Source organism: Sphingobacterium sp. WM (assembly GCF_029542465.1).
Classification (GTDB): domain Bacteria; phylum Bacteroidota; class Bacteroidia; order Sphingobacteriales; family Sphingobacteriaceae; genus Sphingobacterium; species Sphingobacterium cellulitidis.
In genome coordinates this window covers 1,345,794-1,361,408 of the sequence record NZ_CP120709.1, presented here as the reverse complement: position 1 = coordinate 1,361,408, position 15,615 = coordinate 1,345,794, and the positions used below count along the sequence as shown (strand labels likewise).

Here is a 15,615-nt window from a genome sequence, read left to right as displayed (position 1 = left end):
GGAAAAGAATTCTATCTCTATCTAGATTCAAATTCAGTTTAAGATTGACCAGCAGACAAGGAGATTTAAGAGAGATATTAAAACAAAAAAGCCATCTTTCGATGGCTTTTGTTTATTGTTCGTTGATTGCTTTCCAAATCATATCCTTAAGTTGCTGAATATTTTTTCCAGTAACGGAGGATATAAAGAGATAAGGAATCCCCTTTGGAACTTGCAGAGCCATTTCTTTTTCAAGCTCTTCATCCAGCATATCCGATTTACTAATCGCCAATAATTTTGGTTTATCCAGTAACTCGGGGTTATATGCTGTCAATTCATTCAACAGAATATTGTATTCTTCTTCTATTGTACGATCAGTATCGGCAGGAACAAGGAATAACAAAACAGAATTCCTTTCGATATGACGTAAAAATCGATGTCCTAGCCCTTTTCCTTCGGAAGCCCCTTCAATAATTCCAGGGATATCAGCCATGACAAAGGATTTGCCATCACGGTAACTTACGATTCCCAAATTCGGCACCAAGGTAGTAAAGGGGTAATCGGCAATTTCAGGTTTTGCTGCAGATACAACGGATAGTAAAGTTGATTTACCCGCATTTGGGAATCCTACTAATCCAACATCCGCCAAAACTTTCAATTCCAAGATCATCCATTCTTCCTTACCCGGCAATCCCGGTTGGGCAAATCGTGGAGTTTGAACCGTTGAGGACTTAAAATGCCAGTTTCCTAATCCACCACGACCACCAGGAGTTAAAATTTTGGTCTCACCATCTTCGGTGATTTCAAAAAGTACTTCTCCCGTCTCGGCATTTTTTGCAACGGTACCTAGTGGAACTTCCAAGATTTCATCTTTTCCATTAGCACCTGTACGCAATGCACTACCTCCGGCTTCACCAGAATCGGCAATAATATGTTTTCTGAATTTCAGGTGTAGCAAGGTCCAGTGCTGATGTGATCCCTTTAGAATAATATGTCCACCACGACCGCCATCACCACCATCAGGCCCACCTTTTGCCGTGTGTTTATCACGGTGAAGATGCGCTGAGCCGGCACCACCATGTCCTGAACGGCAACATACCTTTACATAATCAACAAAATTTGACCCCTGAGCCATACTATATCCTTAATCAGATTTTTTATTAATAATTATCGATAACGTTTGAAAGATTAGCGAAGATCTCCTCGATATCGCCAATACCATTCACTTTGCTAAGTTTACCTTGGCCTTCATAGTAAGGTAACACGTGAATCGTTTTTCCAAAATATTCTTCGATACGTTTTTTCAATTTATCAGCCGCGTCATCTGCACGTCCTGAAATTTCCTGACGTTTCGCGATACGCTGTGTAAGTTCAGCTTCATCTACATCTAAAGCAATGACACCAGTAATTGCGGTATTGTTTGCTTCCAAGAATTTATCCAAAGCCTCAGCCTGCGCTACAGTACGTGGGAAACCATCGAAAATAAATCCTTTTGCATCAGGATTATTTTTCAATTCTTCTTCTAACATAGAAATAGTGATCGAGTCTGGAACTAAATTTCCATCAGCAATAATCTGACTTACTTCTTTACCAAGTGCTGTCTGATTTTTGATGTGTCCTCTGAACATATCTCCTGTTGAAATATGATGTAAGGCGTATTTGTCGATCAATTTAGCCGACTGAGTTCCCTTACCTGCCCCTGGAGGTCCGAATAAAACTAGGTTTAGCATAATTTGTTGTTATTTCTTTAAGATGTAAAAAAAACAAAAGCCTAATCCCGTATAAGAATTAGGCTCTTTCCAAGTGCGCTCAAAGGGAGTCGAACCCCTAACCTTCTGATCCGTAGTCAGATGCTCTATCCAATTAAGCTATGAGCGCGGCAACCAATACTATACGACTGACGCCCTTTCTGTTTTGGTGATGCAAATATAAGGAAATAATAGTGTCAGCAAAATTTTTTTTTAATTTTAAAACCAATTGCTTTCATGCTCAACGAGTTATTTTTACGTTATGAATATGTTAAAAAAGAATCAATGTGGAAATCAATGGGATTCGGTTTAAAATAAAGAAAGTGCGCTCAAAGGGAGTCGAACCCCTAACCTTCTGATCCGTAGTCAGATGCTCTATCCAATTAAGCTATGAGCGCATTCTTGCAGGACATATTGTCCTTTGAGGTGGCGCAAATATCGTTACTTTTTTAATTATTCCAAATCCTTTTTCCCTTTTTTAATCAATTTCAAACTATATTTTGCTTATCGTGTTGATATTTATATATTTAAAATTATGGCCGAACGTATAATTAAAAGCAACAAAATCCGAATCGGAGATATTAGCATCTCCTATTATATAAAAAAAGCGACTGAACAGCCCGAAAAAACCATTATTTTCCTACACGGCTTCCCTTTCAACAAAAAAACTTGGCGTGAACAGCTCGAAAGCCTCGAAGATAATATCACCGGAATTGCTATCGATATCCGAGGACATGGTAATAGCACAAAAGGTCATGGTTTTTTCTCTATCGATGTTTTCGCAAAAGATTTAGGTGCATTCATGCGTAAAATGGAAATTGAAAAAGCAGTGCTTTGCGGAGTTTCCATGGGTGGATATATCGCACTTAGAGCCTATCAACTTTTTCCGGAACGCATCTCCGGACTGATCCTGTCGGATACACATAGTAAACCAGATGATAATGCTGGTAAGCAGAAACGTTTTGACGCTATTCAGGCGGTACTACAATATGGACGCCGTCCTTATGCTATCGGATTTATCGCCAATCTCTTCTCAAAAAAGAGTATAGAAAATAACCCGGATGCTGTAGAACTGATTAAGAGTAGCATCCGAAGAAATAGTATTGAATCCATTTGTGCTACCCTATTGGCTTTGGCAGCAAGGACGGATACTACCGAAGTCCTGGAGAAAATTTCTGTTCCGACCTTGATCATTCGTGGTAAAGAGGATAAAATTACTCCAGCCCCTTTGATGGAAGAATTATCGAAGCTTATCAAAGGTTCAAAATATATTGAAATGGAGGATTGTGGACATCTTCCAAACCTGGAACATCATGAAGAGTTTAATCTTCACATGAACAAATTATTATTAGAGGTCGAATAATCGACCTCTTTTTTTATTTCAGAAATTTCTTTGGGAATGAAAATGGAAAATCTCCATTTTCTTAAGATACTTTTCGCTCTTCTTTTTTAGGACTATCAGTTGAAATTCTCTTCTTTATTGGCACATCCGGCACCACTTTCTCAGTCAATTCTTTACCCTTTTCTATCATAAAGGATGCCTTATCATAATCCCAGATTCCCGCAATATTATGGGGTATATTAATGACATAATCGGGTTTATAAAGCTCTACACTTAACTGACTCAATCTTCTACGCATCATGAAATAGGACTCCTGCAACATGGAAATCGCATTTAACCCTTTTGCACCATTATATGGTCCATATTCTGAGTCTGGCTTTCCATCCAGATTCACTGCAATAACGATATTCCGCCGTTTTCTGCGAACATAATTGATAGGCAATGGATTGATGACACCGCCATCTACCAAATTCCAATCCTCACTTTCTATACTAGTGAATACTGCTGGAATTGCAATGGAAGCCCGAATAGCTTTGTAAACGCTACCCTTATCAAAAACAACTTCTTTTTCACTGACCATATCGGTAGCAATCGCCCGAAATGGAATATCCATATCCTCAATATTCTTGTCAGGAAAAATATCCTTAAGAGATTCAAAGACTCTTTCTCCCTTGAGTAATCCAAATTTAGGATTCGTAAAATCCATTAATTTAAACACTTGTCTTCTGGTTATGGACCGCATCCAATCTTCCAAATTCTCCAACTTCCCTTCCACATAGGCAGCGCCAATCAAGGATCCAATCGAACATCCTACGACCTCGTCAATCTCATATCCTTTTTCTTCTAAACAACGAATTACTCCAATTTGAACCAGCCCCCGAGCCCCTCCGCTCCCGAGAACTAATGATACTTTTCTCTTACTTTTTAAGAAGTTCATTCCTAAAGTTAGTCTTTATTTCCCAAAGCTAATTGTCATATTGATGTTTGTTTTTAATAGATGTTTGCAACATCTAAATATCATTGTTACTTTTGCTAACACTGTTAACTAAATGAGATATGGGACTGACGGAAAGAAAAATCAGACAACAACAAGAACTTAAAGAACAGATTATCTGCTGTTCCCGAGAAATCGTGGAAAATGAGGGTTGGGCTGCACTTTCTATCCGCAAGATTGCCGATGCAATTGAATATTCTGTACCTGTTATTTATAAACATTTCGAAAATAAAGAGGCCATATCTGCCTATTTCGTGCAAGAAGGATTTCAAAAACTCCTTCAATCCATGGATCAAGAAATTCAAGCAGACAAAGCTATCGCCATTAAAATTGATCAATTGGCCAAAGCCTATTGGCTATTCGCAGTCGCACATCCAAAACATTATGAAATTATGTTTGGATTGGGCATCCCAACCTGCGAAAAAACCAGGGAGTCCGAAGATATTAAAAAAGTATCCGACAAGATGCTGGATTTAATTGATGAAGCAATCTTAGAAAGTGGAAAAAAGAAAATTGATAGATATCTGAAACTGAAAACGCTATGGTCTATACTACATGGCATCGTAGCAATTGATCTTTTATCCATTGACTCGAATGAAAGTAGATGCCCATCGGAAGTCCTTGCAGACGCCATGGATGGTTACATCAAATCTATACTCGTATAATTCTAGAAACAACAAATTAATATACTAAAATGAGCTTATTACAAGACTTAAAATGGAGATACGCCACTAAAAAAATGACTGGCGCAGCTGTAGAACAAGAAAAAATCGACTATATTATTGAAGCAGCGCGTCTTGCTCCTACTTCTTCTGGACTACACCCTTTCAAAATCATCGAAATCAGCAACCAAGAAATCAAAGAGCAAATCCGTCCATTAGCATACAATCAATCACAAATCGTAGATGCATCCCACTTATTGATCTTTGCGGCTTATGATGAATATACCCAAGACCGTGTAGATTCGGTTTTCTTATTACAAGAACAAGAACGCGGATTGCCAGCAGGATTTGCTAATGACTATAAAAACAGTTTAATGACTCGTTTTAACCAACAAAGCAAAGAACAACATTTCGAGCACGCTGCTCGTCAGGCCTATATTGGATTCGGAATGGCAATCGCTGCTGCTGCAGAACAACGTATTGATGCTACCCCAATGGAAGGTTTTGACAATGCTGCATTAGATCAATTCCTTGGATTAAACGAACTTGGCTTACGTTCAGTAACCATCTTAGCATTAGGTCATCGTGATGAATCCAATGACTGGTTGGTGAACTTGAAAAAAGTAAGAATCGCAAAGGAAAACTTTGTAATCAGCAAAAACTAATCGCATAATAATCTTTTCTGAGCCGCCACTTTTGGCGGCTTTTTTATTTGTCAAAAAATTCTAAAGACTCACCTTGCAATCCGAATTTTATTCCAGAGACATATTCGACTTTAAGCAATCCAAAATCCAATAGAAATACTGCGTTTTATCGGACTTTCTCCGGACCTTCTTCGGACCTCTGTCGGATGTTGTTCGAATTTTTTCGAAGGAAGTCCCCACCAGGTCCGAAGGATTTCAGACCAATATCCGGTAGTCTCATTTATTTATCCTGAATTCATTCCCTATCATTTAATAATGCTATCCATAAAAAACTTCCTATCCTTCATTGATTTTTTTTATTTTAAAGAACGATTGGCTCTTAAAATCGATATTTTCAATATATAGCCACAATGAAATCCACTAACAACAATAAAAAGGACAACAATGAATAAGACTTCGAAAGAAAAGATGATAGCCGGAGAACCCTATATAGCATCTGGGGATGAATTATTTAAGGAACGACAGCATGCTAAGGTTGAATTACAAAAGTTCAACCTCATGGATCCCACAAAAATCAAAGCCAGGAATCAAATCATCAAAAAGCTGTTTGGGAAAACGAGCAGTAGATTTTTCATTGAGCCTCCATTTTACTGCGACTATGGCTATAACATCGAAGTTGGCGATAATTTTTATTCAAACTATAACTTGACCATCCTGGATTGCGCCAAGGTGATTATCGGGGATAATGTCATGATTGCACCCAATGTAAGTTTATTTACGGCGGGACATCCTGTTGACGCCGTACTTCGTGTTGAAGGGTGGGAATACGCCATGCCGATTGAGATTGGCGACAATGTTTGGATTGGTGGGAATACCGTCATTAATCCTGGCGTAAAGATCGGCGCAAATACGGTGATTGGATCCGGATCAGTTGTGACGAAAGATATTCCGGATAACGTGGTAGCAGCTGGAAACCCATGTAAGGTAATTCGGGAAATAAATGCTAGAGATAAGGTTTATTATTTTAGGGACAAGAAATTCGATTTTGAGGCGGATTAAACCCCTATCAAATAAAAATACCTGAGGTTGGGAACCCCAGGTATTTTACCAAACCAATTATTAACCTAAATTATGAAATTATGAATTTACTATCTAAACGGTAACTAAAACGCTTTATTATTAAGGATTAAGTTTTTTTTCAAAAATTTTATTCTCTACAATTGGTCTAAAAACAAAAATACCCGGAGCGGAGAACTCCAGGTATTTTACCAAACCAATTATTAACCTAAATATTTTCTATTTATCTAGATAGTGTAATAACGACATATATCTTGCCATATTGTATTATATTTTAAAAAAAATAGTCTATTATTTGACAAGGCTATATAAACAATTGATTTACAGATAAATAAATTTACAATTATTTTGAAATAACTTCTACAACTTTGTCGCTTAACTTAGTAATGTCGGATTTTAAACCGACCATTATTGAAAGCACATTCACTGGATTACCTTGCATTTTGCGGAAGTTGTGCAAATATCCGACTTCCATTCCAAGGAAAAAGCCTTTGAATTTATAATCGGAACCTACCCCTAATTTCACTGCTGGGGAAATACTATATTCATAATTCAATTCCACCGTTCCGTCTCCTACATCTTCCGATCGGGGTTCCATATTCAGTGCGCCAGATGGTCCTAAGTATGCATAGGTATTTAATCGTTCCCATTGCCTTCGAATTCCGCCGGCTAAGCTTAGGACGTACATCGTAGAGCGAGCATTCTTTAACACCCGATTATACTCTGGATCATCTTGCAATTGGTCGTATCCAAAACTGAGCATATATAAAGTGGGCTGTAAATAATATTTGGGATTCTTCAAGGATATATCCAAGCCCATGCTTCCGGTAAACAGTTTTGTCGTCAATACATTTCTGGTTTTCCCGATAGGGAACGACAAGCCCGTACCCCCAAAATAATACACCTTTCGGTAATGGAGGGTATCAGCTCCCGATTGTGCAAACGCGGAAATAGCTAAAAAAATGCAAATGCAGATCAATACAGTTTTCTTCATGAAATAGACGGTTTAATGGACAACATTAAACATAAACAAAATGTTTCACGAAGAAAATAAAAACTTATTAGAAATAGTTTTTCGATTGAGGACCTTGACTAAACAACAGGTCAATAATACTCAAGTTTGGTAAAAACCCGTTCTTATCCTCAAACAGCTGAAAATATGGCTTTTGATCAGGAACCAGGGAAGGTTTTTTAGGATGAATTACATTCCGATAATCCAGCGCATTGGACGATTCTGCTTCATACTTATCGTTGAAAACAATTTCACGATTCAACTTGAGCAGTTTTAAAATCAATTGCAGTTGCTCCACATTGTACTCGAGCAGGTGGCTGTACTCTTTTTCATAAAATCTACGAAAGTCATCTTCATAGAATTCAAAGTAAGCCGAACTACGGTAAGCCGTTTGGAGGCTTAACCAATGTAAACGTTGCCAAGGATGATCATAGTTGATCAAAACTTCATTCAATTTTTGTCTTTGTTTTTTACCATGCTGTATTGGCACCAGTAAGTCCAGAACACCATTTGCTGTTGCAATTTGGGTTCTTGTACGGAAGGTTTGTTTTGGAAAGTGCTCCCACTGCTCCACAATAATTGACCCTTCATTATTTTTGATTGTATGAAAATAACTGATATTGGGCAAATAAAACGCTGGTAATAATAATCCTACTGACATAAACGAATAATCACTTCAATTTGTCCGCAAAAATAACTTTATTTGGGGATATTTGTAAAGTACTTTAAAAAGGCATGAAGGAAAAACTGATTTATGGCACATTATATTTGATCTCCCTCCTGCCCTTTTGGTGCCTTTATATCCTCTCTGACTTTCTTTTTTTGCTGATTTACTATGTTTTTGGGTATCGCAAAAAAGTCGTTTTTCAAAATTTAAGAAATGCCTTTCCTGAGAAATCCGAGGCAGAAATTAAAGAAATTGCCTATCGTTTTTACCGTTATTTTCCTGATTTGCTGGTCGAGTCCGTTAAAATGGCGACCATAAAACCAGAGGAAGTCATCAAAAGGATTGAATTACTAAATCCTGAGGAAGTATATCAATATACCGAGCAAGGTAAGGGAGTCATCGGTGTGACCTCGCACTATGGGAATTGGGAGTTATCCATTCATCGCTTATCCTTGATGATGGATGTTCCAGAGCTAATTGTCTACAAACCATTAAACAATAAAGTTTTCAATACGATTCATAATCAGATACGTTCGCGATTTGGAGCCGAAATGGTGCCGATGAAACAGATTTTGAGACATATTATTAAGTTGAAAAATGTCCCGCATATTAGTATGTTTGTAGCAGACCAGACACCTACCTATCAGGATTCTGATTATTTCATGGAATTTTTGAACCAGGATACATTGGTTTACACTGGGGCAGAGCGAATTTCACGATTAACAAAATTTCCGGTGGTATTCTGTGAAGTTAGGCGAAAGAAAAAACGAGGGTATTATTCATGTAAGTTTACAACCTTGGTTGAAAATCCAGATGCATATCCGGAGCATGAGATTACCCATATTCACAATCGCTTTACGGAGGAAATCATCAAATCGGAGCCTGAATATTGGCTATGGTCCCATCGCAGATGGAAGCGTAAAAGAAGAAATTAAATGTCAAATTACCCGAAAGTTGCCGTTGTCATATTAAATTGGAACGGGAAGTATTTCTTGGAGAAATTCCTTCCTTCGGTATTTAATAGCACATACCCAAATATTGAATTTATCATTGGTGACAATGGTTCAACCGATGATTCTATAGCCTATGTGGAAGAGAACTTCCCGATGTTCAAGATTATCCGTAATCCGGAGAACCTAGGATTTGCGGGTGGCTATAATGAAATCCTAAAACAAGTTGAGGCGGATTATTTCATTTTACTGAACTCGGATGTTGAGGTTTCAGAAAATTGGGTTGAACCCGTGATTAAATACATGGAGCAGGATCCGTTAATGGTTGCTTGCCAGCCAAAGATCCAATCTTACCATAGCAAAGGTGAGTTTGAACATGCCGGAGCAGCAGGAGGATACCTGGATTATTTTGGTTTTCCTTTTTGTCGAGGTCGCATCCTGGACAAGGTGGAACAGGACAAGGGCCAATATAATGATGCAAGGGAGGTCTTTTGGGCAACGGGTGCAGCCTTGTTTATCAAATCCAAGGCATGGCATAAGGCCGAAGGCTTTGATGCGGATTTTTTTGCTCATTTTGAGGAAATCGACCTTTGCTGGCGATTAAAAAAGATGGGCTATAAAGTTGGTTATTGTCCGAACTCAGTGGTATACCATGTCGGGGGTGGTACATTAAAAACCAGCAACCCACAAAAGACCTATTTAAATTTCAGAAATAATTTAGTCATGCTCCAAAAGAACCTATCGGTTGGAGCGGCGATATGGAAAATATCGATTCGCTTATGGTTTGATTTATTCGCTTTAATCAAGTTTCTTTTTGATGGTAAATCCGCTGATGCTTGGGCAGTCAGCAGAGGACATCAATATTTCTTCATGAATTTCTTCAAAACCGCAAAAAAGAGAAAGAAATATCAGCAGAAAGAAAACAAGAAAGGACAATATAAAAATTCCATTATTTGGGATTATTACATGAATAATATCCATAAATACTCCGAACTGAATGACAATAATTTCCATTAAGTGTTAAAGTTCTGAATTATCTTTTATAGTTTAATTTTCAAGGTTCTGCAACACTTTGCGCAATTAATTAAATAGTTGTTTTAAATTATTTTACCCTTAATATATTTTGTATTTTCGTGGTCTATGTCAATAGATATTCAAGCGAAAATAGCAGAACTTACACGCGAGCTGAATGAATATAATTATCAATATTATGTTTTGGCTCAACCCTCTATATCTGATTACGATTTTGATCATAAATTAAAGGAACTAGAAGCTTTAGAACTTCAACATCCTGAGTTTAGGGATCCTAACTCCCCTACTTTAAAAGTAGGTGGTGATATCACCCAGCGATTTCAGACGGTTCGTCATAAATGGCCAATGATGTCTTTAGGAAATACCTACAACGAACAGGAGTTAAAGGATTTTGATAATCGTGTCCGTAAAGTAGTTGGAGATCAAGTTCAATATGTTGCTGAATTGAAATTTGATGGACTATCGATTTCCATTTCTTATGAGAATGGAAAATTGGTCCAGGCAGTAACTCGCGGAGATGGAACACAAGGTGACGATGTGACCAATAATGTAAAAACCATTCGGAGTATTCCGCATCAATTAAGAAAAGGAAACTACCCTGAGAGCTTTGATATTCGAGGTGAAATCTTTATGCATAAATCTGCATTTCTAAGATTAAATAATGAGCGGGAGGAAAACGGAGAGCAAACCTATGCCAATCCGAGAAACTTCGCTTCCGGGACCATCAAGCTACAGGATTCTGCAGAAGTTGCCAAAAGACCGTTGGATTGTTTTTTATACTTTTTGTATTGTGACAATCGCAACAAGCTTTTCCATGACCATTGGCATAGTATTGAAGAGGTAAAATCCTGGGGTTTTCCAGTTTGTGAGCATAGCAAATTATGTAATTCAATCGATGAGGTTTTAGAATTTATCCATTACTGGGACGATGCCCGTCATCAATTATCATACGAGATTGATGGGATTGTGATTAAAGTCAATGATTTTGTTCAACAAGAGGAATTAGGTTTCACAGCGAAATCTCCGAGATGGGCAATCTCTTATAAATTTAAGGCAGAACGGGTTGAAACCATTTTGAATAGCATCAGCTATCAGGTAGGTCGAACCGGAGCAGTTACACCAGTTGCTAATCTTAAACCCGTTTTATTGGCAGGCACCACGGTAAAACGTGCTTCCTTACACAATGCGAACGAAATTGAGAGATTGGGACTTCATGTTCATGACACTGTTTTTGTAGAAAAAGGGGGCGAGATCATTCCAAAGATTATTGGTGCCAATGTTGAGAAACGTCCTGAAGGAGCAAAACCTTTTGAATATCCGACACACTGTCCAGAATGCGGAACAGAATTGGTTCGTGAAGAGGGAGAAGCCGTGCATTATTGTCCAAATGAAGATGGTTGTAAACCTCAAATTGTAGGAAAACTACAACACTTTATTGGTCGTAAAATGATGGACATCCAAGGATTGGGTGATGAAACGATTGAAACATTTTTCCGTTTGGGCTTGATCCGTAAAATCTCTGATATCTATACCTTAAAAGATCGGGAGTCCGAATTGGTAGGCATAGAACGATTTGGACAAAAGTCCATCGACAATATGATAAAGGGTATTGAACAATCCAAGAGCAAGCCTTTTGAAAAGGTATTATTTGGATTGGGTATTCGTCATATTGGAGAAACTGTTGCTAAGAAACTTGCACAGCATTTCAAAAATATCGATGCTATTCGATCTGCGAATGTTGATGAAATACTTTCGGTCCAAGATATTGGATTACGCATTGCCGAGAGCATCAATGCCTACTTGGTCAATCCAGAACATTGGGAAGAGATCGAGAAATTAAAGGCCATGGGCCTTCAGTTTGAGATTGAAGAGAAGGAAGTTGTTTTAGCTGGAGATAACTTATCAGGGAAGACCTTTTTAATTTCAGGCGTGTTTGCAGATTATTCAAGAGAAGAATTGACTGAATTAATCGAGGCTCATGGAGGCAAGATGATCAGCAGTATATCTTCTAAATTGAATTATTTGGTAGCCGGAGATAAAATGGGTCCTTCCAAGTTAGCGAAGGCTGAAAAATTGCAAATCCCAATGATTTCCGAGAGTGAATTATTGGCGATGATTAATAAATAGAATTAAAATAACAAAATATATAATAAACGATGAACGAGCTTCAAGGTGCGGGAGTAGCATTAATAACTCCATTTCACGCAGACGGCACAGTAGATTACGACACTTTAGGAAATTTGATTGATTTTCAAATTGAGGGTGGAATTGATTATTTAGTTTCATTGGGTACCACTGGCGAAACAGCGACCCTAACTCAAGACGAACGAAAGAAGGTGTGGCAATTTACTTCCAAACACGTGAATAAACGCATTCCTCTGGTAGCTGGTATTGGTGGGAACAACACCTATGAAATCGTGGAGCAGATCAAGAATTTTGAAACATTGGATTATGTTGCGATTCTTTCTGTATCTCCATATTACAATAAACCAACACAAGAAGGTATTTACCAACATTATAAAGCCATTGCCGAAGCTTCAAAACTTCCTATTATTCTGTACAATGTACCGGGAAGAACAGGAAGCAATATGACGGCAGCCACAACGGTTCGTTTAGCGAATGATTTTAAGAATATCATCGCGACCAAGGAAGCTTCAGGAAATTTTGCGCAGTTCAGTGAAATTCTTCGGGATATGCCTAAAGGTTTCCTATTAATTTCTGGGGATGATCCAGTTACTTTGCCAATGATGGCCATGGGTGCTGCAGGAATTATTTCGGTGGTAGGAAACGCCTACCCGACCAAGGTTTCAGCATTAGCTCATCTATGCCGCGAGGGCAATTTTGAAGAAGCTAGGGCCATTCATTTGGAATTATTAAGAATCATTGACCTGTGTTTTGTGGAAGGCAATCCTGCTGGTGTAAAATATATTCTTGAGAAAAAAGGAATCGGACAAGATCATGTACGCTTGCCTTTGGTACCTGTCGGTCCGAAGACAAGAGAAGCAATAGATGCAGAGATGCAGCTACTAGCATAAAAAAATAACAGGTTGGCAATGAAAATTGACCAACCTTTTTTATTTTTAGGTATTCTTTTTGTTACCAAAATAAAAACTGAATTAAGAAAAATGGAAACAACAAACCAACAACCTAGTAATCGAGGCTCAAAATTCAAGAAATTCATAAGCTGGTTACTTTTAGTCCTATTTTTAGGCTTTGCCGGATTCGTTTACTTTAAATATTACTTTGTATTTGGTGAAGGTGTTAAATCTGGAGTTCTTAATTACGCAGTGAAAAAAGGAAATCTATTTAAGACCTACGAGGGAAAACTTATCCAAGAGGGAATTCGTTCGCAAAAAACTGGTACAGGATTATCGAGCAATGAATTTGAATTCTCCATTGAAAGTGATTCTGTATTTCATGAGTTAGAATTAAATAGCGGAAAGGCATTTGATTTACACTACAAGGAGTATCACGGGGTTCTTCCATGGCGAGGAAATACGCGATATGTAGTGGACAAGATCATCCAAATGCGTGATGCTAAACCAAATAGCTTTTAAAAGCATTTAATGCCAAGACCAGGCATTGGAGCTTCAATTAATGAGATGGAATATTTCAATCATTAATTGAAGCTCTTTTTATTTGGCATTCCACACTAAAATTAACCCTTACTTATTTCCTTGAAGAACATGCTTTTAGCAGGTTTTCAACAATCTTTTTTGAAAAAGATTGCAAAATTAAATTTCGTGAACTATATTTGCGGAGTACTTCGATAGTGGTACGCTAATCATTACCTCTCTAAAAAGATGGTCTTGATTTATAAAGAAGTGGCGAGAGACTGGCTCAATGACCCACTGGCAACCTTCAATAAGAATTGAAAAGGTGCCAATTCCTGTCCGAGGCAATAAAGCCCAGGAGCATATAAATGAAATAGACTATGACTTCAAAATTTTCAAAATCGGAATTATTGTATCTTGTTGGAAAACCAGCAAAGAATCAACTTATTCAATTTATTTCTTCTTGTATTGCGGGTGCTGCACGAATGCGATAGCCGTCTGTAGATTTCTACACGATAGGTATTTATCGTGCGGGGAATCATGTAGTCGGCCAAATCATCAAGCAATCAAGGGATAAAAAAAATCATTCAATTTACTAACATCTATAATCAACATAAAAATGTCGGAAAACAAAAATCTTAAATTTGAAACATTGCAAGTACATGCAGGACAAGAAGTAGACCCTACAACTGGTTCAAGAGCATTACCTATATACCAAACCTCATCATACGTTTTTGAAAATGCAGAACATGGTGCAAACCTATTCGCATTAAAGCAATTCGGAAACATCTATACCCGGATCATGAATCCTACGACGGATGTTTTTGAAAAACGCATTGCAGCCTTAGAAGGCGGTGTTGCAGCACTAGCTGTTGCATCAGGCCAGGCAGCTCAATTTATTGCATTGACAAATATCCTTGAAGCAGGTGAAAACTTTGTTTCAGGAGCTAACTTATATGGTGGTACTTATAACCAATTCAAAGTATCATTCAAAAGATTAGGTATCGAAGCTCGATTTGCTGAAGAATCAGATGCTGATAAAATCGAAGCCTTGATCGACGATAAGACCAAAGCGATCTACGTAGAAACCATTGGTAACCCAAGCTATAATATTCCTGACTTTGAGCGCATTGCTTCCGTTGCGAAGAAACATGACTTACCATTGATCGTGGATAATACATTTGGTGCAGGAGGTTATTTGTTCAAACCTTTGGAACATGGTGCAAACGTTGTAGTAGAATCAGCAACCAAATGGATTGGTGGACATGGTACAAGTATCGGTGGTGTTATTATCGATGGTGGTAACTACAACTGGGGTAATGGTAAATTCAAGCAATTTTCAGAACCATCAGAAGGTTATCATGGTTTAGTATTTTCAGATGTATTTGGCGAAGATGGTCCATTTGGAAACATCCAATTTGCTATCCGTGCGAGAGTTGAAGGATTGAGAGATTTCGGCCCTGCCCTATCTCCATTTAATTCATTTTTATTGGTTCAAGGTTTAGAGACTTTATCATTAAGAGTTCAACGTCATGTGGACAATACTTTAGAAATCGCACAATGGTTAGATGCGCATCCACAAGTGGAGCATGTAAGCTATCCAGGTTTGAAAAACCATCCATATCATCAAAATGCTCAGAAATATTTGAAAAATGGATATGGGGCGGTTCTTTCATTTACAGTAAAAGGTGGAGTTGATAAAGCTAATGAGTTTATTGATTCGTTGGAATTGATTAGCCATCTGGCGAATGTTGGGGATGCGAAGACATTGATCATTCACCCAGCAGCAACCACCCACCAACAATTAAGTGCTGAGGCACAGAAAAAAGCAGGTGTAGAACCAGGTCAATTGAGATTGTCAGTTGGTATTGAACATATTGATGACATTAAAGCTGATCTAGCACAAGCATTTGACAAAATTAAATAAGGGGGGCCTTATTTAATTTTTATGGAG

Annotated in this window: 15 protein-coding genes, 2 tRNA genes and 1 riboswitch; of the genes, 10 read left to right on the top strand and 7 right to left on the bottom strand. The window is 38.0% G+C overall.

The genetic code is table 11. The annotated features are described in order from the left end of the window. Positions 1-112: 112 nt before the first annotated feature. The 4 genes from obgE to PZ892_RS05790 all read right to left on the bottom strand — a co-directional run bounded on the left by obgE (position 113) and on the right by PZ892_RS05790 (position 2,125). Entirely contained in the window at positions 113-1,114 is a 1,002-nt protein-coding gene (obgE, locus tag PZ892_RS05805; RefSeq protein WP_094256851.1) for a GTPase ObgE, read from the bottom strand. Positions 1,115-1,139: 25 nt separating this feature from the next. Continuing rightward, entirely contained in the window at positions 1,140-1,709 is a 570-nt protein-coding gene (locus tag PZ892_RS05800) for an adenylate kinase (protein WP_277712390.1), read from the bottom strand. A 74-nt stretch (positions 1,710-1,783) separates the two neighbouring features. Then, positions 1,784-1,857, bottom strand: a tRNA-Arg gene (locus tag PZ892_RS05795). A gap of 194 nt (positions 1,858-2,051) precedes the next feature. Beyond that, positions 2,052-2,125 (bottom strand) — tRNA-Arg (locus tag PZ892_RS05790). A gap of 137 nt (positions 2,126-2,262) precedes the next feature. Here PZ892_RS05790 and PZ892_RS05785 point away from each other — a divergent pair. Continuing rightward, complete coding sequence (locus tag PZ892_RS05785; RefSeq protein WP_182498955.1) at positions 2,263-3,090, top strand: alpha/beta fold hydrolase; 828 nt, start codon at positions 2,263-2,265, stop codon at positions 3,088-3,090. A gap of 61 nt (positions 3,091-3,151) precedes the next feature. Here PZ892_RS05785 and PZ892_RS05780 read toward each other — a convergent pair whose 3' ends face one another. After that, a complete protein-coding gene (locus PZ892_RS05780; RefSeq protein WP_277712387.1) occupies positions 3,152-4,006 on the bottom strand; it encodes a patatin-like phospholipase family protein in 855 nt (284 codons plus the stop codon). 119 nt (positions 4,007-4,125) lie between these two features. Here PZ892_RS05780 and PZ892_RS05775 point away from each other — a divergent pair, with 119 nt between their 5' ends. The 3 genes from PZ892_RS05775 to PZ892_RS05765 all read left to right on the top strand — a co-directional run bounded on the left by PZ892_RS05775 (position 4,126) and on the right by PZ892_RS05765 (position 6,428). Continuing rightward, complete coding sequence (locus PZ892_RS05775; protein ID WP_094280468.1) at positions 4,126-4,728, top strand: TetR/AcrR family transcriptional regulator; 603 nt, start codon at positions 4,126-4,128, stop codon at positions 4,726-4,728. A gap of 29 nt (positions 4,729-4,757) precedes the next feature. Further along, positions 4,758-5,390, top strand: a complete 633-nt coding sequence (locus tag PZ892_RS05770) for a nitroreductase family protein (RefSeq protein WP_094256846.1) — start codon at positions 4,758-4,760, stop codon at positions 5,388-5,390. Positions 5,391-5,813: 423 nt separating this feature from the next. Beyond that, positions 5,814-6,428 carry a sugar O-acetyltransferase gene (locus tag PZ892_RS05765; protein ID WP_277712385.1) on the top strand — a complete coding sequence of 205 codons (615 nt, stop codon included), beginning with the start codon at positions 5,814-5,816 and terminating at the stop codon, positions 6,426-6,428. Positions 6,429-6,789: 361 nt separating this feature from the next. On the opposite strand, the gene PZ892_RS05760 is transcribed toward PZ892_RS05765, so the two are convergent. Continuing rightward, entirely contained in the window at positions 6,790-7,440 is a 651-nt protein-coding gene (locus tag PZ892_RS05760) for a hypothetical protein (RefSeq protein WP_094256844.1), read from the bottom strand. 67 nt (positions 7,441-7,507) lie between these two features. Beyond that, on the bottom strand, positions 7,508-8,119 hold the full coding sequence (locus PZ892_RS05755; protein WP_277712384.1) for a WbqC family protein: 612 nt from the start codon (positions 8,117-8,119) through the stop codon (positions 7,508-7,510). Positions 8,120-8,193: 74 nt separating this feature from the next. Here PZ892_RS05755 and PZ892_RS05750 point away from each other — a divergent pair, with 74 nt between their 5' ends. The 6 genes from PZ892_RS05750 (at position 8,194) to PZ892_RS05725 (ending at position 15,588) form a co-directional block, all read left to right on the top strand. Then, a complete protein-coding gene (locus tag PZ892_RS05750; protein ID WP_094256842.1) occupies positions 8,194-9,060 on the top strand; it encodes a lysophospholipid acyltransferase family protein in 867 nt (288 codons plus the stop codon). After that, a complete protein-coding gene (locus PZ892_RS05745) occupies positions 9,061-10,092 on the top strand; it encodes a glycosyltransferase family 2 protein (protein WP_277712383.1) in 1,032 nt (343 codons plus the stop codon). A 123-nt stretch (positions 10,093-10,215) separates the two neighbouring features. Beyond that, positions 10,216-12,234, top strand: coding sequence for an NAD-dependent DNA ligase LigA (gene ligA / locus PZ892_RS05740; protein ID WP_094256840.1), 2,019 nt, complete (start codon positions 10,216-10,218; stop codon positions 12,232-12,234). A gap of 29 nt (positions 12,235-12,263) precedes the next feature. Continuing rightward, the gene (dapA, locus tag PZ892_RS05735; protein WP_094280460.1) at positions 12,264-13,142 is read left to right on the top strand and encodes a 4-hydroxy-tetrahydrodipicolinate synthase; all 879 of its coding nucleotides are present in this window, start codon (positions 12,264-12,266) and stop codon (positions 13,140-13,142) included. Between the two features lie 90 nt (positions 13,143-13,232). Continuing rightward, positions 13,233-13,664: a hypothetical protein gene (locus PZ892_RS05730; RefSeq protein ID WP_094257172.1), complete on the top strand. Its 432-nt coding sequence runs from the start codon at positions 13,233-13,235 to the stop codon at positions 13,662-13,664. Positions 13,665-13,918: 254 nt separating this feature from the next. Further along, positions 13,919-14,032: riboswitch (SAM riboswitch) on the top strand. 248 nt (positions 14,033-14,280) lie between these two features. Continuing rightward, positions 14,281-15,588: an O-acetylhomoserine aminocarboxypropyltransferase/cysteine synthase gene (locus tag PZ892_RS05725; RefSeq protein ID WP_277712379.1), complete on the top strand. Its 1,308-nt coding sequence runs from the start codon at positions 14,281-14,283 to the stop codon at positions 15,586-15,588. Positions 15,589-15,615 lie beyond the last annotated feature (27 nt).

Coding starts and splice junctions, on each gene's coding strand:
- PZ892_RS05760 (WP_094256844.1), bottom strand. CDS start 7,440: ATGAAGAAAACTGTATTGATCTGCATTTGCATTTTTTTAGCTATTTCC.
- PZ892_RS05780 (WP_277712387.1), bottom strand. CDS start 4,006: ATGAACTTCTTAAAAAGTAAGAGAAAAGTATCATTAGTTCTCGGGAGC.
- PZ892_RS05800 (WP_277712390.1), bottom strand. CDS start 1,709: ATGCTAAACCTAGTTTTATTCGGACCTCCAGGGGCAGGTAAGGGAACT.
- PZ892_RS05785 (WP_182498955.1), top strand. CDS start 2,263: ATGGCCGAACGTATAATTAAAAGCAACAAAATCCGAATCGGAGATATT.
- PZ892_RS05765 (WP_277712385.1), top strand. CDS start 5,814: ATGAATAAGACTTCGAAAGAAAAGATGATAGCCGGAGAACCCTATATA.
- PZ892_RS05750 (WP_094256842.1), top strand. CDS start 8,194: ATGAAGGAAAAACTGATTTATGGCACATTATATTTGATCTCCCTCCTG.
- PZ892_RS05725 (WP_277712379.1), top strand. CDS start 14,281: ATGTCGGAAAACAAAAATCTTAAATTTGAAACATTGCAAGTACATGCA.
- PZ892_RS05775 (WP_094280468.1), top strand. CDS start 4,126: ATGGGACTGACGGAAAGAAAAATCAGACAACAACAAGAACTTAAAGAA.
- ligA (WP_094256840.1), top strand. CDS start 10,216: ATGTCAATAGATATTCAAGCGAAAATAGCAGAACTTACACGCGAGCTG.
- dapA (WP_094280460.1), top strand. CDS start 12,264: ATGAACGAGCTTCAAGGTGCGGGAGTAGCATTAATAACTCCATTTCAC.
- PZ892_RS05770 (WP_094256846.1), top strand. CDS start 4,758: ATGAGCTTATTACAAGACTTAAAATGGAGATACGCCACTAAAAAAATG.
- obgE (WP_094256851.1), bottom strand. CDS start 1,114: ATGGCTCAGGGGTCAAATTTTGTTGATTATGTAAAGGTATGTTGCCGT.
- PZ892_RS05745 (WP_277712383.1), top strand. CDS start 9,061: ATGTCAAATTACCCGAAAGTTGCCGTTGTCATATTAAATTGGAACGGG.
- PZ892_RS05755 (WP_277712384.1), bottom strand. CDS start 8,119: ATGTCAGTAGGATTATTATTACCAGCGTTTTATTTGCCCAATATCAGT.
- PZ892_RS05730 (WP_094257172.1), top strand. CDS start 13,233: ATGGAAACAACAAACCAACAACCTAGTAATCGAGGCTCAAAATTCAAG.